Origin of the sequence: Paraburkholderia terricola, from assembly GCF_900142195.1 — a bacterium.
GTDB lineage: Bacteria > Pseudomonadota > Gammaproteobacteria > Burkholderiales > Burkholderiaceae > Paraburkholderia > Paraburkholderia terricola.
Genome location: NZ_FRAB01000008.1, coordinates 159,951 through 178,617, shown reverse-complemented (window position 1 = coordinate 178,617; position 18,667 = coordinate 159,951). Strand labels below are relative to the sequence as shown.

The window sequence follows — 18,667 nt, the reverse complement described above, 5'->3', positions numbered from 1 at the left end:
CGTCCGGAGGACATCCAATGGAAACCCCCACAGCACAAGCGGCGCTGGACCTCGCGCCGAGCGACGTCCAGCGCGTGCCGGTGACGTTCGAGATCAACGGCAAGACACACCGGTTCGAGATCGAGCCGTGGACCACGCTGCTCGATCTGCTGCGCGAACGCTGCCACCTGAGCGGCATCAAGAAAGGCTGCGACCACGGCCAATGCGGCGCCTGCACCGCGATCGTCGACGGCCAGCGGATCAATACCTGTCTCGCGCTCGCGGCCGTGCGCGACGGCGCGTCGATCACGACGATCGAAGGTCTTGCCGACGGCGACACGCTGCATCCGGTTCAACAGGCGTTCATCGATCACGACGCCTTCCAGTGCGGCTACTGCACGCCGGGGCAAATCTGCTCGGCCGTTGCGATGCTCGCCGAAGGCCACGCGAAAAACGCCGACGACATTCGCGAACTGATGAGCGGCAACCTGTGCCGCTGCGGCGCGTACACGAATATCGTCGCGGCGATTCTGGATGCGGCGCAGCGGTCCGATCAGCCGCTCACGGCGCCGGGAGCGCGGCCATGAACCGCTTTTCCTATACCCGCGCAAGCGCGGTGTCCGAGGCGATCGACCAGCATCGCGCGCATGCCGCCGCCGCGTTCATCGCGGGCGGCACGAATCTGGTGGACCTGTTGCGCGAGGACGTGGCGCATCCGGCCACGCTGGTCGATATCAACCGTTTGCCGCTCAGGCAGATCGAAGCCACCGGCGACGGCGGCCTGAGAATCGGCGCGCTGGTGACGAATACCGCGGTGGCCTACGACGAGACCGTGGCCGCGCGTTACCCGCTGCTTGCCAAGGCGATCCTGGCGGGGGCGTCCGCGCAGATTCGCAATGTCGCGACCGTCGGAGGGAATCTGCTGCAACGCACCCGCTGCCTTTACTTCTACGACGCCGGCACGCCGTGCAATAAACGCGAGCCGGGCACCGGCTGCTCCGCGATGGAAGGGGTCAACCGCATGCACGCGATTCTCGGCGCGAGCGATCAGTGCATCGCCGTGCATCCGTCGGACATGTGCGTGGCGCTGGCGGCGCTCGACGCGACGGTGCATCTCGCCGGCCACGACGGCACGCGCGCGCTGCCGTTCGCCGAGTTCCATCGCCTGCCCGGCGAGACGCCGCACATCGATACGAACCTGCGCGACGACGAACTGGTGATCGCCGTCGAATTGCCCAGGCGAGGCTTCGCCGAACATCACGCTTACGTGAAAGTGCGCGACCGGGCCTCGTATGCGTTCGCGCTGGTGTCCGTCGCGCTCGGCGTCGAACTGGACGGCGACATCATCGTTCGCGCGCATTGCGCGCTCGGCGGCGTCGCGCACAAACCGTGGCGCGATCTGGATGCCGAAGCCGTGCTGCGCGGCAGACCGCTGAACGCCGCCACCGTGCGCGGTTTCGCGGACTCGCTGTTGCGCGAGGCGCAAGGGCGTCGCGGCAATGCGTTCAAGATCGAACTGGCGACGCGCGTGATCGTGCGCGCGTTCGAACTGGCGACGCAGCGTTCGTTCGAGGAGGGCCCATCATGAACGGGTCCGACACTTTTCCGGCGACGCGCGCCGTGGGCGTGCCGCACAAGCGCGTCGACGGCAAGCTGAAAGTCACCGGCGCCGCGCAGTATGCGGCGGACTACGCCGCCAATGGATTGACGTATGGTTTCGTGGTGTCGAGCACGATCGCGAGCGGCCGTATCGTGGCGATCGATGCGTCGGCGGCGCTCGAACTACCCGGCGTGCTGCTCGTGCTGACGCATCTGAATCGCCCGCCACTGCCGCTGGCGGACCAGCCCTACAAAGACATGGTCGCCCCCGGCGGCACGCCGTTCAGGCCGCTCTGGGACGACCGCGTGTGGTACAGCGGACAACCGGTCGCGCTGGTGGTGGCGGAAACGTTGGAACTGGCGCGCCATGCGGCCTCGCTCGTCAAGGTCCGCTACGAACACACGCCGCATCAGACGGAAATGAGCGAAGCGTTGATGAGCGCTGTGCCGCCGTCCACGGAAAAGGGCGGGTTCGATCCGCCGCCGTCGCCGCGCGGCGACGCGGACCGCGCGCTGGCGAGCGCGGCGGTGCGGGTCGACGGCTTCTACAGCACGCCCGCCGAGTATCACAATCCGATGGAAATGCACGGCTGCACCGTGGTGCCGGACGAGCATGGGCATCTGATCGTTTATGAAAAGACCCAGGGGGTGGTCAACACCAAGCGTTATCTGACCGCCGTGTTCGGCCTGAAGGACGACGAGGTGCAGGTGGAGTCGCCCTTCGTCGGCGGCGCGTTCGGTTCGGGCTTGCGGCCGCAATATCATCTGCCGCTCGCCGTGATGGCCGCGCGCGATCTGAAGCGGCCCGTGCGGGTCACGCTGACGCGCCAGCAGATGTTCACGTTCGCGCATCGGCCGCAATCGATTCAGCGCGTGGCGCTGGGCGCGTCGGCGGACGGCAAACTGCAGGCGGTGATTCACGAGGCGGTCGCGGAAACCTCGCGCTACGAGGACTACTGCGACGTGCTCGTGAACTGGGCCGGCCAGTTGTACGCATGCGAGAACGTCACGCTGGGCTACAAGGTCGTCAAGCTCGACGTGCCGACGCCGGCCGACATGCGCGCGCCGGGTGCGGCGCAAGGTCTTTTCCCGCTCGAAACGGCGATGGACGAACTGGCCGAAGCGTTGCAGATGGACCCGCTGCAATTGCGGCTCATCAACTATGCGGAGCGCGACGCCAACAAGAATCTGCCGTTTTCCAGCAAGGCGCTGCGCGACTGCTATCGCGAAGGCGCCGCGCGCTTCGGCTGGGAGGGGCGGCCGCTTGCGCCGCGCGCGCGCCGCGAGGGCCGCGAACTGATCGGCTGGGGCATGGCGACCGGCGCATGGGACGCAATGCAAAATGAAGCGGCGGCGCGCGCCGTGCTCACGCCCGACGGCCGCGTGGAAGTGTCGAGCTCCACCGCCGACATCGGCACCGGCACCTACACGGCGATGACGCAGATCGCCGCCGATGCGCTAGGCGTGTCGATTCACGATGTCGACTTCGAGCTCGGCGACACGCGCTTGCCGAAAGCGCCGATCGAGGGCGGCTCGTGGACGGTGTCGTCGGTGGGCAGCGCGGTTCATGTCGCGTGCGAGCGGCTGCGAAACCGCCTCGTCGAACTGGCGCGGCAATACGGCGGCGGGCGCTTCGCGATGGTTGCGCGCGACGAGGTGAGACGCGCCGGCAACCGGCTCGTCTGCGGCAGCGGCTCCGACGACGCGATCGGCATCGACGCGCTGCTGGCCCGCGCGGGTCTGGAGACGCTGGAAGAGCAGGCGAGCGTCAAGCCGCATGAAAAGCAGCAGGCGTATTCGATGGGCACGCATTCGGCGGTGTTCGCCGAGGTGCGCGTGGACGAAGCGCTCGGCACCGTGCGCGTGACGCGCGTGGTCAGCGCCGTCGCCGCGGGCCGCATCGTGAACCCGAAAACGGCGGCCAACCAGATTGCCGGCGGCGTGGTGTGGGGCATCGGCATGGCGCTGCACGAGCACGGCCAGTTCGACCACGCGCTCGGGCGGCAGATGAACCACAACCTGGCCGAGTATCACATTCCGGTGAATGCCGACATCCACGATATCGACGTGCTGTTCGTGAACGAGCACGACGACATCGTCAATCCGCTCGGCGTGAAGGGCGTGGGCGAAATCGGCGTGGTGGGCGTGGCCGCGGCGGTGGGCAATGCGATCTGGCACGCGACGGGCAAGCGCGTGCGGGATTTGCCGATTACGCTCGACAAACTGTTCGCGTGAAGGCCGCGCGGCTGAACGCTCATCGCCGTATGGCGATCCGCGCGTCTAACCGGTTCGCAAGGCTCCGCTCCTTGCAACCGGTCAGCGCGGGCAATCAACGTTCTAGCCGAACCGCCGGCGGCGGATAGCCCGCGGATCAATCCGCGTACTTGAATTCAGGCAGCGCTTCGAGCGATTTTTTGGTCGCTTCCGGCAGCACGATGCGGCGATTGTTGATCTGCAAATCGTTGAACGGCACGGCCACCAGATGCTTGCCGATGCCGAGGAAGCCGCCCACCGACAGGATCGCGTAGGTGCTTCTGTCACCGCTCGGCGAGACGATCAGATCGTCCAGGGTGCCGATGGTGTCCTTGTTCCTGTTGTAGACATCGGCGCCGGTCAGTTTCGACGCGCGGTAGCCGCTCGCGAGCTGGACCACGTCCGTGCGTCTTTCGGTGATGGCCTGGGGCGCGCCCTGAGCGTAGGTGTCGTTGGCGGCGAGCGTCGCGGCGAGTAGTACCGCCGCCACGAGCGGCGCAGTATGTAGGCTTCGCATGATGACTCTTCTCCCTGTTGTTCTTGCGCTTGTAACGGCGCGGGGTCGACAAGCTTTTCATCATGCTGGTGCAAAACTCGTGCCGCTTCATTGGCCGGAGGCCGCGTGCTCCGCGAAGCGAGACCTGCGAAAGCCGGGCCCGCAATTTGCTCCTTCGGGCGCGCTTGCTGTTTGGCCATACACTAGAACACGCGTGCACGCGCTCGCGCTTCCACAGGAACCCCTATGTCATCCCAGAGCAGCTACTCGACGCGCATCGCGGAAGGCACGCCTTTTCCGCTCGGTGCGACGTGGAATGGAAGTGGTGTCAACTTCGCGCTCTTTTCGGCGCATGCAACGAAAGTCGAACTGTGTCTGTTCGATGAAACCGGCGAGAACGAAATCGAGCGCATCGAGCTGCCCGAATATACCGACGAGGTCTGGCATGTGTTCGTGCCCAACCTGAAACCGGGCGCGGTTTACGGCTATCGGGTGCATGGGCCGTATGAACCGGAACAGGGGCATCGCTTCAATCCCAACAAGCTGCTGCTCGACCCGTATGCCAAGGCGCACATCGGCGAACTCAAATGGACGCCGGAAATCTTCGGCTATACGCTCGATGCCGAGGAAGGCGACCTCTCGTTCGACGAACGCGACAGCGCGCCCTTCGTGCCGAAGTGCAAGGTGGTGGACGCCAACTTCTCGTGGAGCCATCCCGAGCGCAGTGCGCTGCCGTGGGAGCGCGTGATCTTCTACGAAACCCACGTGCGCGGATTTACCCGGCGTCATCCCGACGTACCCGACAATCTGCGCGGCACCTTTGCGGGGCTCGGGCAGCAGGTGGTGGTCGATTACATCAAGAGCCTCGGCGTCACGTCAGTCGAATTGATGCCGATACAGACCTTCGTCAACGACAGCCATCTGCTCGAAAAAGGTCTCACCAACTACTGGGGCTACAACACCATCGGTTTCTTCGCGGCCGACCCGCGCTTCTTTGCTTCATCCACCGAATCGGTCGGCGAATTCAAGGAGATGGTGGACCGCTTTCATAACGCCAGCCTCGAAGTCATTCTCGACGTGGTCTACAACCACACCGCCGAGGGCAACGAGCGCGGCCCGACGCTTTCCTTCAAGGGCCTCGACAACGCGTCCTACTACCGGCTGCTGCCCGAGGAGCCGCGCTATTACATCAACGACACGGGCACCGGCAATACGCTGAACCTGTCGCATCCGCGCGTGCTGCAAATGGTGACCGACAGCCTGCGCTACTGGGTGACGGAAATGAAGGTGGACGGTTTCCGTTTCGACCTCGCCACGATCCTGGGCCGCGAGCCGCACGGCTTCGACGAAGGCGGCGGCTTTCTCGACAGTTGCCGCCAGGACCCCGTGCTCAACAGCGTGCGCCTTGTCGCCGAGCCGTGGGACTGCGGGCCGGGCGGCTATCAGGTGGGCGGTTTTCCGCCGGGCTGGGCCGAGTGGAACGACCGCTTTCGCGACACCGTGCGCGAATACTGGAAGGGCGACGAAGGCAAGGTCGGCGATCTCGCCAAACGCCTGACCGGTTCGGGCGACAGGTTCAATCATCGCGGCCGCCGCCCCTGGGCCAGCGTAAACTTCGTCGCCGCGCACGACGGCTTCACGCTCAACGATCTCGTCTCGTACAACGACAAGCACAACGAGGCCAACGGCGAGGACAACAACGACGGCCACTCGGACAACAAGTCGTGGAACATGGGCGTCGAAGGTCCGACCGACGACGCCGAGATCCGCCAGCAGCGCGAGCGCCAGAAACGCAATCTGCTCGCCACGCTGCTGCTCTCGCAAGGCACGCCGATGATCCTCGCCGGCGATGAATTCGGCCGCACGCAGAAGGGCAATAACAACGCGTATTGCCAGGACAACGAAATCAGTTGGGTGGATTGGGAGAGCGTCGACGACGAAGGCCGCGCGCTCACCGAGTTCGTCAAGAATCTCACCACGCTGCGCCACCGTCTGCCGGTATTGCGGCGCGGTCGCTTTCTCACCGGCGAATACAACGAGGCGCTGGACGTGACCGACGCGCGCTGGCTCTCGCCCGACGGCGCGGACCTCACGCCGGAGCAATGGGACGATCCGGCGATGCGCTGCTTCGGCCTCGTGATCGACGGCCGCGCCCAGGCGAGCGGCATTCGCCGTCCCGCATCGGACGCGACCTTGCTGCTGGTGCTCAACGCGCATCACGACGTCGTCAATTTCACGCTGCCCGAGATTCCCGAGGGCGACCAGTGGACTTGTCTGCTCGACACCAATATGCCGGTGCGCTCCGAGTTGCCGCAATTCAGCGCCGGCGACGCGTATCAGGTGACGGCGCGCTCACTGCTGCTGTTCGCGCTCGAAGCGCCGAGCCGCGCGACGCAACGCGTGTTCGACCGGCTGGAAGAACAGCTCACCACCGACGAAAGCGAACCTCCGGCCCACGCTTGACGGATCGGGACGCGACAGCCCGCCAACACCAGACGATAAACCGACGCGCCCGCGCCGGGTATAACGCTTGCTTGCTTGCGGTTGCCCGCGCGCGAGGCCGCCTTGCGCGGCACCCGCGCGGTGCCGGCCGATGCCGCTCGTCGCCACGTCCCAACCGAGGGTAATCACATGCAACAGCAACCTGAATCCGAACAGACCTCGCAAGAGGAAGAGATTCGCCGGCGTGCCTACTACCTGTGGGAGCACGCCGACGAGCCGAAGGGCACGCCCGACGAGTATTGGGAACGGGCGCGCGCCGAAATCGAAAAGGAAGCGCCGCCGATCGAAAGCGGGCCGATCGCGGAGGAACCTAAAAAATAACGCGCGCGTCGGATGCGAAGCCGCTGCCTGGCGGCGCTCGCACCCTCGAGACGACGCAAACCCGTGCAGAACGACGAAGTGAAGGATTCTCCCGACCAGCCTGGCCCGAGACCCGCGACCCGCATTCAGGCTCCGCCCGCCGCCTTCGGCATCGAGGGTTTGATCGCGCTCGCCGTCGGCGTGACGGTGGTCGCGTGCCTGTACTTCGCGCGAGCCGTGCTGATTCCGATGACGCTCGCGATTCTGCTGAGCTTTCTCGTCGCGCCGCTTGCCAAGTCGCTCGCCCGCCTGAAGCTGGGCCATGTCGCGTCCGTGTTTGCCGCGGTGACGATTTCCGTGTCGGTGATCGGCCTGCTCGGCGCGGTGATCGCCAACCAGCTGACCGATCTCGCCGCCGGCATGCCGCGCTATCAGGTGACCGTCGAGCACAAGCTGGAAGCCGTGCACAAGCTGACCATCGGCAGGCTGAGCCATTTGGCCGGCATGGCGGGCCAGGCGCTGCAACGCGCCACCGTCGAACCCGCGCAACGCGAGGCGCCGCGCAATGGCGCACCGGCGGCGAGCGGCGCCGCGAGCGCCGCCCTGCCGGTCGAGGTGCGCGAGCCGGCGCCCACGCCGTTCGAACTCGCGCGGCGCGTGTTGTCGCCGGCGATCAGTCCGCTCGAAACGGCGTTTATCGTGTTCGTCGTGATGGTGGTGATCCTGCTGCAACGCGACGATCTGCGCGATCGCGCGATCCGTCTGTTCGGTTCGCGCGACCTGCACCGCACGACCACGGTGATGGACGAAGCCGCGCGGCGCCTGAGCCGTTACTTCGTGTCGCAACTGGGGTTGAACGCGGGCCTGGGGGTCGCGATCGGCGGCGGACTGTTTCTGATCGGCGTGCCCAGCCCGATCCTGTGGGGCATTCTCGCGGCCTTGCTGCGGCTCGTGCCTTACGTGGGCATCTGGATCGCCGCCGCGCTGGCCACGGTGCTCGCCGCCGCCGTGAGTCCAGGATGGTCGATGGCGATCTGGTCCATTGCGCTCTTCGTCATCGTGGAGCTACTGGTGGGGCAGGTGGTCGAGCCGCTGCTCTACGGACGCAGCACCGGGCTGTCGCCGTTCTCGGTGGTGGTCGCCGCGATTTTCTGGAGCTGGATCTGGGGGCCCATTGGGCTCATCGTGTCGACGCCGCTGACCTTGTGCCTGCTCGTGCTCGGCCGGCATGTGCGACGGCTGGAGTTTCTCGACGTGTTGCTCGGCGACCAGCCCGCGCTTACGCCGGTCGAGAACTTTTACCAGCGCGCGCTCGCCGGCGACCCGGACGAAGCGATCGAGCAGGCCGAGGTGTGGTTGCGTGAGCGTTCGTTGTCGTCCTATTACGACGAGGTGGCGATCAAGGGTTTGCAACTCGCGGCGAACGACGTGCTGCGCGGCAGCGTGACGGCGGCGCAGCTTGCGCGGATCGAGGCGTCGACGAACGATCTGGTCGATGGTCTCGACGGCTACGACGATCGCGTGCCCGCGAAGCCGACGCCGTCGACGACGCCGACGCAAGAAAGCATGAACCTCGTGGGGCCGATTGCGCCCTGGCGCGAAGCGGGCGCCGAGCCTGCGGCGAAGCCGGTTGCCGAAGCGGGCGATGCGGACCGCGACGCGGCGCAACGCATGACGCCACGCAATACGAGCAATACGAGCAATACGAGCAATACGAGCAATACGAATGCGGGCGCGGCGGAAAGCACCATGCAGGCTACAGCGCCGGCTGCAACCGGCGACACGTCAGGCCAACGCGCCGGACCAACGCGTCACGCCGCGAACAACCGGGTCTTGTGCATTCCGGGGCGCGGCCCGCTCGATCCGCTCGCCACGACGATCCTGTTGCAACTGCTGGGAAAACACGGCTTCGTATCGCGCGCGGTGCCGCACGAAGCGGTGTCGCGGGCGTCGATCGAGACGCTCGATGCGGACGACGTTGGGACTATCTGCATCCTCTATCTGCAGATCGAAGGCATTCCCTCGCATCTGCGCAATCTGGTCAAGCGCATTCGCGCGCGCTTGCCGAACGTTGCGATCGTCGTCGGCTTGTGGACCGCGCAGGATGTCGAAAAATGGAGCGGCGACCTGCAAGGCGCGTTGGGCGCCGAGTGCCATGCCGCGTCGTTGCAGGAGATGCTCGCCGCGTGCGGGCGAATCGAGGCGCCCACGAGCGGGGAGAGCCTGGCGGTGGTCAACGCCTAGCGTTGCGCGGCGCTTCGGGCGGTGGCTCGACCACCTCGACCCCTCGACCCTTGAGCGCGACGTCGTGGCCGCCGCTCGACGCAACCGCGCCAGCCTGTGCGGCTTGAGTTGTCGCCGCCGCCGCCGCACCACCACCATCCTGCCAGCCGCCGCCCAGCGCCTTGTACAAGGCGACCAGATCGGTGCTCACCTGCATGGTCCCCTGCGCATATTGCTGGCGCGCCTGCGCCAACTGCCGCTCGGCATCGAGCACATTGATGAAGCTGGTGAGCCCCTTGCGGTAGCTGTCGCGCGCGAGTTCAAACGCAGTCTGGTTCGCCGCCACGCTGTCCGCCAGCGAATCGCGCCGCGCCTGGTCGGTGCGATAAACCACGAGTGCGTTGTCCACGTCGCGCAGCGCCGTCAGCACCGTTTTGCGGTAGTCGAGCGCCGCCTCGGCTTGCTGGGCTTCCGACATCCGCAAGTTGGAAACGAGTGCGCCGCCCTGAAAAACCGGCAGCGAAACACTCGGGCCAAACGAATAGAACAGATGCGACCAGCGCGACAGATCGCTCGCGTTCGTCGCGCGCGTTCCGACCTGGCCCGTCAGCGAAACGTCGGGATAAAACTGCGCGACCGCCACGCCGACATTCGCGGTCGCCGCATGCAGGCTGGCTTCCGCGCGACGAATGTCGGGACGCCGCCGCGCGAGCGTCGACGGCAAGCCCACCGGCACCGTGGGCGGCACCGGCGGCACGGCGGCCGGCGCGGACAGTTCCGCTTCCAGCGCGCCGGGCGCTTCGCCCACCAGCCAGGCGAGCGCGTTCGACGCCTGCGCGATCTGCTGCTCGAATCGCGGCAACTGCGCCTGGGTCTGCGCAAGCTGCGCGCTCGCGCTTTTCACGTCGGCTTCGCTGGCGAGGCCGACCTTCGCCTGGCTTTGCGTCAACCGGACGACATCGCGTTGCTGCTCGACGAGGCTCGTGGTGATGTCGCGCAACGCCTGCGCGCCGCGCAACTGCATGTAGGTTTGCGCGACTTCGGCCTCGAGCGAGAGCAGCGCGTCGTTGCGGCTTTCCACTGCGGCCTCGGTCTGCGCGTTCGCGGCTTCCACCGAGCGGCGCACCCGGCCGAACAGATCGAGTTCCCACGAGGCGTCGAAGCCGGCTTGCCAGAGATTGGTCGGCGAGGTCAACTGATCGAGCACGTTGTCGGCGCCGTTTTGCAGCGCGGGGCCCGCGCCCGGCGCGATTGCATTGACCGGCGAATCCGGCGCGCCGAGCCGGTTCACCTTGTCGTAGACGCCGTTGGATTCGAGAAAGCCTTTCAGGCCGAGTTGTTCGCGCTGGTAGCTGCCTGTCGCGCGCACATTCGGCAACCCCTGGGCCGCCGCGCTCTGCACCTGGGTCCGCGCTTCGACGATACGCAACACGGCCTGCTGCAAGTCCAGATTGCCGCGCGCGGCGCGCTCGATAAGCGCGTCGAGCGTGGGGTCGTTGAAATTGCGCCACCAGCGCGGATCGGGATCGGTATCGAGCGTGGGGACCGATGCCACCTCCGCGCCGGAAGCGGGCGCAGCGGGCGCAGCCGTTGCGGCGGTGTGCCGCGTGTCGTGCCACTGCCGCGGCACGTCGGCGTTCGGCGCGTGGAAGTCAGGCCCGACCGTGCATGCGGCGAGCCACGCCGCGAGCGAAAGCACCGGCATGCGCAGGCTGAAAACGGCGCGCCTCATGTCAGTGTCCTCCCGCGCCGCCGGCGGCCTTGACCGGCGAGAAAAACAACGTCATCGGAATACAGAGCGCGCAGAACACGGCGAGAATCGCGAACACGTCGACGTAGGCGAGAATCGTCGACTGCGAAATGAACGTGGTGTACAGGCGGCCGGTCGCCGTTTGCAGCGCTTGCGAAAACGGCACGCCGGTCATCTCGGCGATGGTTTGCGCGCCGCGCTGCACCGCGTCGTTGTAGTTCTGCGAAAGCGTCGACATGTGTTCGGACAGATGCGCCATGCGCGCCTGGCTGCGCTCGCGAATCAGCGCCGTCGATAGCGAAATGCCGACCGAGCCGGCCACGTTGCGGAACATCGTGAAGAGTGCGGACGCATCGTCGTTCAAACGCTGCGGCACGGTGAGATAGGCGAGCGTGGTGATCGGCACGAACAGGAAGCCGATCGCGAGCGATTGCGCGCTGCGCATTTCCACGAGCGTCGGGTAGTTGACGTTCGGCACCAGCGTATGCGAATACGCGAGCGCGCAGGCGAGCAGCGCGAAGCCGGTCGCCACCAGAAAACGCGTCTGCACATAAGGCATCAGCTTGCTGATGAGCGGAATCTCCATCGTGATGAGCACGGCGCCGGGCGAGAGCACGAGTCCGGCGAGCATCGCGGTATAGCCGAGCTGCTGTTGCGCGAGCTGCGGCACCAGCACCGCGCTGCCGTACAGCACCGCCGCGAAGGCGGCGATCGTCGCGCAGCCGAGCGCGAAATTGCGGTCTTTCAGGCAGCGCAGATCGACGACCGGCTTTTTGGTGTAGAGCAGCCAGAACGTCGCGCCGACAATGCCGGCCGCCGACAGCACCGCGAACGTGCGGATGAAGTTCGACGAGAACCAGTCGTCGTCCTCGCCGCGATCGAGCATCACTTGCAGGCAGCCGAGCCCGACGGCGATCAGCGTGATGCCGATGTAGTCGATCGACACCTTCGTGTCGCCGGTCTTTTTCCACGGCGGGTCTTCCACCAGTTGCAGCACCGCGAGACTGGTCAGAATGCCGACCGGCACGTTCAGCAGGAACACCCAGCGCCACGAGAAGTTGTCGGTGATCCAGCCGCCGAGCGTGGGTCCGAGCACCGGCGCGACGACGATCGCCACCGCCGAGATCGAAAACGCGCGGCCGCGCTGTTCGGGCGGGAACGTGTCGAGAATGATCGACTGCTGATTCGGTTGCAGGCCGCCGCCAAAAAAGCCCTGCAAGACGCGAAAGATGATCAGTTGCCACAGGTCGGTCGCGATCCCGCACAGGAACGAACAAACGGTGAACGCGATGATGCACACCAGAAAGTAGCGCTTGCGGCCCAGCAGCCGCCCGAGAAAACCGGAGATCGGCAGCACGATGCCGTTGGCGACCAGATACGAGGTGAGCGTCCACGTGGCTTCGTCGTAACTGGCCGACATGGTGCCGGCGATGTGCGGCAACGCCACGTTCACGATGGTCGTGTCGAGCACTTCCATGAAAGCCGCGAGCGTCACCACGATGGCGATGAGCCACGGATTCGCCGCGGGCTTCCAGTTCGATTGAGCGCCGTTCGCGGTGTTCGACGCGCTCATTTCAGATACACCTTCGGCGTGACGGACAAGCCGAGCCCAAGCGGCTGATCGCGCGGCAAGCCCTCGTCGATGACGATCTTCACCGGCACGCGCTGGACGATCTTCACGAAGTTGCCGGTGGCGTTTTCCGCCGGGAAGGCCGAGAAGCGCGAACCGCTGCCGAGTTGCACGCTATCCACATGGCCGCGCAAATCGAGCTTCGGATAGGCGTCGACCTCGACCTTCACCTTGTCGCCGGGACGCATGCGCTCCAGTTGCGATTCCTTGAAGTTCGCCGTCACCCACACTTGCGGCGTGACGATAGAAAACAGCGACACGCCGGCTTGCAGGAAGCTGCCCAGTTGCACATTGCGCCGCGTGATCCAGCCGTCGGAGGGCGAGCGCACTTCGCAGTAGGAGAGATTCAGCCGCGCCTGTTCGAGTTGCGCCTCGGCTTGCTGCACCTGCTGGCGGCGTTCCTCGACGCTCGCCTCGGTCTGACGGATCTGCTGCGGCACGAGGCTCGCGCTCGCCAATTGCGCGCGCGCCTGCTGCACGCCGGCGCCGGCCGATTGGCGCTGGGCGTCGGCGGTATCGATGTTCTGTTGCGAGGTGGCGCGCTGATCGACGGCGTGCTGGCGCAGATAAGCGGCCTCGGCCTGACGGAAATTCGCTTCCGCCGACGAGGTCTGCGCCCTGGCTTGCCGGTATTGCGCCGGATACTGAATGCGCGCGATGTCGAGCTGAATCAGCGCGGCATTCAGTTGCGCTTTCGCGAGTCCGAGTTGCGCCTCGGCCTGATCGACCTGCGCCTGATAGTCGCGCTTGTCGATCACGACCAGCAGGTCGCCCTTGTGGACGTAGACGTTGTCGTTCACCGCGAGCTGTACCACGTAGCCGGAGACTTTCGGCGCCGTCATGATGGCGTTGCCGTCGGTGTAGGCGTCGTCGGTGGAAACCTGGTTGCGGGTCGCGAACCACCAGACGAAGGCGACGATCGCCAGCAGCGCCACCACGGCGGCGAGAATGATCAGCGGCTTCTTGCCGGGCGTGCGGCGGCTTTTATCGTTGGCGTTCTTGCCGCCGTCTTTCGTGTCCCTGGTTTCGCGTTGATCGTGCTGTTCCTGAGCGGAGCCGGTCTCGTCTGACATGGCGATACGTTCCTGTCGTTTCCGGATCGATGGCAAATGCGAGCGTGGAGAAAAACCGCCGGGCGGCAGTGCGCGCGGCGGTCCCGATGCAGTGAGGCGGGCTAGCGCCTGGCTGGCTTGTCAGTCGACGGTTTATCCGTCGACGGCTTTTCTTTCGAGGCGTCCTCGTCGGGGACGATTTTGGTCGTGCCGCCGGTGGAAGGCGGGTCGCTTGCCGGAAAGCTCTCCTCCACCTGTTCGTCGATCTGCTTTTCGCTCTTGTCGGCGTGCGGATGTTTCTCCTTGGTGTCTGTCATGGCGACTTCTCCTTCAATAATCAAATGAGCGGTGAGCTACACGGATTGACGCGGGTGCTTTTTACATGGGCATGTAGTTGTTGGTCAGGGGAGGGGCCGCGCGCTGTTCCTCGCGACGACGCTTTGCACGAGCGCCAGCGCGTCCGCGCAGGACACGCCGCCGCGCATCGCGTCGATCAGGCGCGCGGTGTGCGCCTGGCGTTCGCACGCGAGCACCGCGACCACCTTGCCGTCTTTCACATACAGCGCGACGAATTGCTGGCGTTCGAGTTCGCCGTCGATCACGATGTCGTCCCACTCGCTGGCATGGCCGAGATATTCAAAATTCTTGCCGAAGTGATACGTCCAGAAATATGGCACCCCGGCGTAGCGATGACGCGCGCCGCACATGTTTTGCGCGGCGATGCGCGCGTGCTGCTGCGCGACTCGCCAATGCTCGATGCGCAACGGCTCCTGATGCTCGTGCAACGGAAACACCGCGATGTCGCCGGCGGCATAGAGACCCGGCGCAGCTTGCATGCCCGCATTGACGATCACGCCGCCGTCCTTTTGCAGCGGCAGTCCCTCGACGAAACCGGTAGCCGGTGCAACGCCCGTGTCGAGCAGCACGACATCGGCGGCGACGCGGTCGCCGTTTTCGAGTGTGACTTCGTGAACGCGGCCCGCCTCGCCTTCGAGCGAAACGACCTTTGTGTCGAGGTGAAACAGCACGCCGTTGCGCTCGTGCAGCGTGCGGAACATCGCACCCGCGCGTTCGCCGAACTGCCTCGCGAAAGGCGTCTTCTCCGGCGAAATGACGGTGACCGGCGTGCCGCGCTTCCTCAACGCGGCGGCCGTCTCCAGTCCGATGAAACTGCCGCCGAGAATCGCGACGCGCGTGTGTTCCGCGTCCTCACCGATTGCCTCGACGAGCGCGGCGGCGTCGTCGCGATTGCGCAGCACGTGGACGCCGCCGAGTTCGATGCCGGCGATCGCGGGCAGTTTCGGCACGCTGCCGGTGGCGAGCAGGGCGGTGTCGTAGGTCAGTTGGCCGCCGTCGGCGAAATGAATCGTGCGCCTGGGCACGTCGAGACGGGCAACCTTCGCGACGATCCGCTCCACGTCGTGCCGCGCGAGCCAGTCCGGCGCGAGCAGCGGCGGCACGTCGGCGGGCGCCATGTCGGCGGACAGCACGAACTTCGTGAGCGCGGTGCAATCGTAAGGCGCATGCGGGTCATCGCCGATCAGCGTGAGGCGTCCGCCGAAACCGTATTCGCGCAACGCCGTGCAAGCCGCGGCGCCCGCCGCGCCCGCGCCGATCACCACGTAATGCGGTTGCGCGGCGGCGGCATGGCGCACCGCTTGCGGCTGCTTTCGCGGCGCGACGATCACGTCGTCGCTGCTCACCACCACGGGGTAACGGTCGAGCGCGACCAGCGGCGGCGGTTCGAGCACACTGCCGGTGGCGGCGTCGAACGTGCCCTTGTGCCACGGGCAGATGATGCGGCCGTGACACAACCCACCCTGTTCCAGCGGACCGCCCGCATGCGGGCAGTCGGCGGCATAGGCGCGCACCGTGTCGCCGTGGCGCACGAGCAGGATGTTCTCGCCGTCCACCACCACGCGCTCGGCGCGATCCTCCCGCAGGTCCGAGAAGCGGGCGACACGGCGGGCAATGGTTTGCATGACGGGTTCTCTCGCAAGAGGATGGTGTGACGAATAGCAATCGACGTGCCCGACCAACCCAGTGCCTCGCGCCGTTGGACGACTTGCAAGGCGTCCTTTGGAGAAGCGCGGAAGTGAGGTATAAATCATGAGAAAGGAAATAGCGCACGAACATCGCGTCGCGGCACGATGTGTGCAACTTTGCTGATCTGTATCGACCTTTGATGGAGAGGCTGACCGTGCAACGGGCGGAGCGTGCCGCAGTCGATTTCCCCATGCCCTCGCGCAATTTCGCGGCGACGCGGCGCATGCTTCTCATCGTGCTCGCCGTTTCGATCGTGTTTCCGCTTGCCTGCCTCGCGGGCTACGGCTATTTCGATTACCAGCGCCGCATCGCCGATTCGGACAACGTGATCGACCGGCTCGCGCGCGTGACCGAAGAGCAGGCCGTCAAGGTGCTCGATCTGAGCCAGCAGATGGCCTCGCGCATCGTCGAGTTGGTCGACAATCAGGACGATGCGCAAATCCGCGCGCGCGAAGCCGAATTGCACGAGCGCCTGCAGGAAATCGGCGGCGACTTTCCGCAGGTGGCGTCGATTTCCCTGCTCGGCGCGAACGGCGACCTGCTGGTGTCGAGCCGCGAATATCCCGCGCCGCCGCGCTCGATCCCGCAGCGCGAGGACTTCACGAGCGCGAAAGCCATGCGGCCGCAAACCTATTTCTCGCTGCCGATGTTCGGGCCGTTGTCGAAAACCGATGTGTTCAGCAGCGCGACCGGCCGCTCGGGCGCGGACGGGCGCTTTCTCGGGGTGGTGTCGGTGGCGCTGCGCAACGACTACTTTTCGCGCTTCTATCGTGACCTGACCAATGGCGACCCGTCGCTTTCGTTGGGCCTGTATCGCCAGGACGGCAATCTGCTGGTGCGCTATCCGCCGTGGCCCGCGGGCGCGAATCCGAAGGCGCAGAGCGCGTTCGCCACGGCGCTGCGCGACCGCCAGGTGTTCGGCCACGTTCGGCTGAATTCGACGGTGGACGGCGTCGAGCGTCTGCTCGCGTTTCGCCGCGTCGGCGACTATCCGCTCTATGTGATGAGCGCCTACGCGACGAGCGCCATCGCCGACGCATGGCGCCGGCATTTCCTGATGATCGCCGCGCTCACGGCGGCGCCCTGCATCGCGATCTGGCTGCTGGTGCTGTACTCGTTGCGTCAGCTCGAAGCCGAGCGCCGCGCGTGGGAGCGCTGGCAAGGCGAGGTGGCGATGCGGCTGTCGGCGGAAGCGTCGAGCCGGCAGTTGCAGCGCATGGGCGCGCTCGGCAATCTGGTCGCCAACGTGGCGCACGATTTCAACAATCTGCTGATGGTGGTGTCGGCCAATATCGAGCTCGCGCGGCTCAAGCGCTACAACCACGTCGAGAAGGAAGTGCTCGCGATGCAGCGCGCCACCGCCACCGCCGAGTCGCTCACGCGGCGTCTCTTGAGCGTCGCGCGCAAGCAGCCGCTCAAGCAGGAACCGCTCGATCTTTCCCGATGGCTGCCGGCCGCCACGCCGCTGATCGACGCGGCGCTCGGCGACAAGGTCGAACTGGCCTTGAATCTGGTCGACAACGTCTGGCCGGTGCTGGCCGATCCCACCGACCTCGAATTCGCGATCATGAACCTGGCGGTCAACGCGCGCGATGCGATGCCGCACGGCGGCCGCTTCGTGATCCGCTGTCAGAACAACCGGCTGGTCGGCAGCGACACCTTGTTGCCCGACGGCGAATATGTGCTGATCGCCTGTTCCGACGACGGCGAGGGCATGTCCGAGGCCGTCGCCCGGCGCGCGTTCGAACCGCTGTTCACCACCAAGCTGCGCGGTTCGGGCACGGGGCTCGGTCTCGCGCAGGTGCTGTCGATGTGCGAGCAGGCGGGCGGCACCGCGAAAATCGACAGCGTGCCGGGCCGCGGCACCACGGTCAGGCTGTATTTGCCGCGCTATCGCGAGCGCCCGCGCCCGGCGCCGGCCGCCGACGTCGAAACGGCGCGGCAACCGGAGCCCGGCGCGGCCGGCATGGTGCTGCTCGTGGAAGACAACGAGGACGTGGCGGCCGGCGTGACCGCCGTGCTGGAAACCTTCGGCTGCGAGGTGCGGCACGAGCCCACCGCCGACCAGGCGCTCGACGTGCTGTCGGGCGGCGCGCGCTTCGAACTCGTGCTGTCCGACATCCAGATGCCGGGCAAGCTGAACGGCATCGATCTGGCGGAGAAAGTCCGCAGCGCGTGGCCGGCGCAGAAAATCGCGCTGATGACGGGCTACGCCGACGAACTGGAACGCGCACGCCGCCTGGGCGTGGCGATCCTCGCGAAGCCGTTCAATATCGACGAACTTCATGCACTGGTGGCTTGCGAAACCTAGTGGCCGGCCGGGCCGCGCCGGCCGGCGCATTCGGCGCATCGCATGACGCGCGGCACATCCCTTGCTGAAAAAAGGTCGGGAGATTGCGTATCCGGTGGACCGGGTCGCGCACCCGCTTTTTCTTGCACAGGAGAACCGTCATGAAGATCAGGCATGCATTGCTCGTTTCAACGTTGGCCGCCGCTTCGTCGCTCGCGATGGCCCAGGGCGGGGCCGGCGGCGGCGCCGCCGGGACCGACCCGGCCAGCACCGGCGTCAACACTTCGACGCGCGAAGGCGGCGACATGCAGGCTTCCGGCGCGATGAGCCATTCGAAGTCGAAGATGCATCACATGAAGAAGTCGAAGACGGCCAAGCCGGCCACCGATACGACCAACACACCGGGCGCCAACGCCAGCAGCGATACGAAAGGGCAGTAAGGCGCGCACGGAACACGGCATGCGTCCCTGGCTGGAGGCATGCCAGCCTTTGCAATGCGCCCCAACACACGCGACAATACTGGTTGGAGGCGGCGGCGCGCATCGCG

General features: G+C 66.1%; 14 protein-coding genes. 8 read left to right on the top strand and 6 right to left on the bottom strand.

Annotated elements, in window-relative coordinates; genetic code table 11:
• Positions 1 to 17: 17 nt before the first annotated feature.
• Genes BUE39_RS09695 through BUE39_RS09685 form a run of 3 tightly spaced genes read left to right on the top strand, consistent with a single transcriptional unit; the run spans position 18 to position 3,813 of the window.
• Positions 18 to 566 (top strand): (2Fe-2S)-binding protein, encoded by a 549-nt coding sequence (locus BUE39_RS09695; RefSeq protein WP_073428422.1) that lies wholly within the window; start codon positions 18 to 20, stop codon positions 564 to 566.
• Complete coding sequence (locus BUE39_RS09690; protein WP_073428421.1) at positions 563 to 1,567, top strand: FAD binding domain-containing protein; 1,005 nt, start codon at positions 563 to 565, stop codon at positions 1,565 to 1,567. Before BUE39_RS09695 ends, BUE39_RS09690 begins: the two co-directional genes overlap by 4 nt.
• Entirely contained in the window at positions 1,564 to 3,813 is a 2,250-nt protein-coding gene (locus BUE39_RS09685) for a xanthine dehydrogenase family protein molybdopterin-binding subunit (RefSeq protein WP_073428420.1), read from the top strand. The genes BUE39_RS09690 and BUE39_RS09685 overlap by 4 nt, the downstream gene beginning before the upstream one ends.
• 136 nt (positions 3,814 to 3,949) lie before the next feature.
• On the opposite strand, the gene BUE39_RS09680 is transcribed toward BUE39_RS09685, so the two are convergent.
• Positions 3,950 to 4,348 carry a PRC-barrel domain-containing protein gene (locus BUE39_RS09680; RefSeq protein WP_090518724.1) on the bottom strand — a complete coding sequence of 133 codons (399 nt, stop codon included), beginning with the start codon at positions 4,346 to 4,348 and terminating at the stop codon, positions 3,950 to 3,952.
• 225 nt (positions 4,349 to 4,573) lie between these two features.
• On the opposite strand from BUE39_RS09680, the gene glgX reads away from it, so the two are divergent.
• The 3 genes from glgX (at position 4,574) to BUE39_RS09665 (ending at position 9,373) form a co-directional block, all read left to right on the top strand.
• Positions 4,574 to 6,790 (top strand): glycogen debranching protein GlgX, encoded by a 2,217-nt coding sequence (glgX, locus tag BUE39_RS09675; RefSeq protein ID WP_073428418.1) that lies wholly within the window; start codon positions 4,574 to 4,576, stop codon positions 6,788 to 6,790.
• A gap of 168 nt (positions 6,791 to 6,958) precedes the next feature.
• A complete protein-coding gene (locus tag BUE39_RS09670; RefSeq protein ID WP_073428417.1) occupies positions 6,959 to 7,150 on the top strand; it encodes a DUF2934 domain-containing protein in 192 nt (63 codons plus the stop codon).
• Positions 7,151 to 7,228: 78 nt separating this feature from the next.
• The gene (locus tag BUE39_RS09665) at positions 7,229 to 9,373 is read left to right on the top strand and encodes an AI-2E family transporter (RefSeq protein WP_073428492.1); all 2,145 of its coding nucleotides are present in this window, start codon (positions 7,229 to 7,231) and stop codon (positions 9,371 to 9,373) included.
• Here BUE39_RS09665 and BUE39_RS09660 read toward each other — a convergent pair.
• The 5 genes from BUE39_RS09660 to BUE39_RS09640 all read right to left on the bottom strand — a co-directional run bounded on the left by BUE39_RS09660 (position 9,363) and on the right by BUE39_RS09640 (position 15,766).
• A complete protein-coding gene (locus BUE39_RS09660) occupies positions 9,363 to 11,084 on the bottom strand; it encodes an efflux transporter outer membrane subunit (protein ID WP_084561386.1) in 1,722 nt (573 codons plus the stop codon). The genes BUE39_RS09665 and BUE39_RS09660 overlap by 11 nt on opposite strands.
• Before the next feature lies 1 nt (position 11,085).
• Complete coding sequence (locus BUE39_RS09655) at positions 11,086 to 12,675, bottom strand: DHA2 family efflux MFS transporter permease subunit (RefSeq protein ID WP_073428416.1); 1,590 nt, start codon at positions 12,673 to 12,675, stop codon at positions 11,086 to 11,088.
• The gene (locus BUE39_RS09650; RefSeq protein ID WP_073428415.1) at positions 12,672 to 13,805 is read right to left on the bottom strand and encodes an HlyD family secretion protein; all 1,134 of its coding nucleotides are present in this window, start codon (positions 13,803 to 13,805) and stop codon (positions 12,672 to 12,674) included. The genes BUE39_RS09655 and BUE39_RS09650 overlap by 4 nt, the downstream gene beginning before the upstream one ends.
• Before the next feature lie 101 nt (positions 13,806 to 13,906).
• Entirely contained in the window at positions 13,907 to 14,101 is a 195-nt protein-coding gene (locus BUE39_RS09645) for a hypothetical protein (RefSeq protein ID WP_073428414.1), read from the bottom strand.
• Positions 14,102 to 14,185: 84 nt separating this feature from the next.
• Entirely contained in the window at positions 14,186 to 15,766 is a 1,581-nt protein-coding gene (locus BUE39_RS09640) for an FAD-dependent oxidoreductase (RefSeq protein WP_073428413.1), read from the bottom strand.
• A 203-nt stretch (positions 15,767 to 15,969) separates the two neighbouring features.
• Here BUE39_RS09640 and BUE39_RS09635 point away from each other — a divergent pair, with 203 nt between their 5' ends.
• Both BUE39_RS09635 and BUE39_RS09630 read left to right on the top strand, forming a co-directional pair.
• Complete coding sequence (locus tag BUE39_RS09635) at positions 15,970 to 18,141, top strand: hybrid sensor histidine kinase/response regulator (protein ID WP_073428412.1); 2,172 nt, start codon at positions 15,970 to 15,972, stop codon at positions 18,139 to 18,141.
• A 140-nt stretch (positions 18,142 to 18,281) separates the two neighbouring features.
• Entirely contained in the window at positions 18,282 to 18,560 is a 279-nt protein-coding gene (locus BUE39_RS09630) for a hypothetical protein (RefSeq protein WP_073428411.1), read from the top strand.
• Positions 18,561 to 18,667 lie beyond the last annotated feature (107 nt).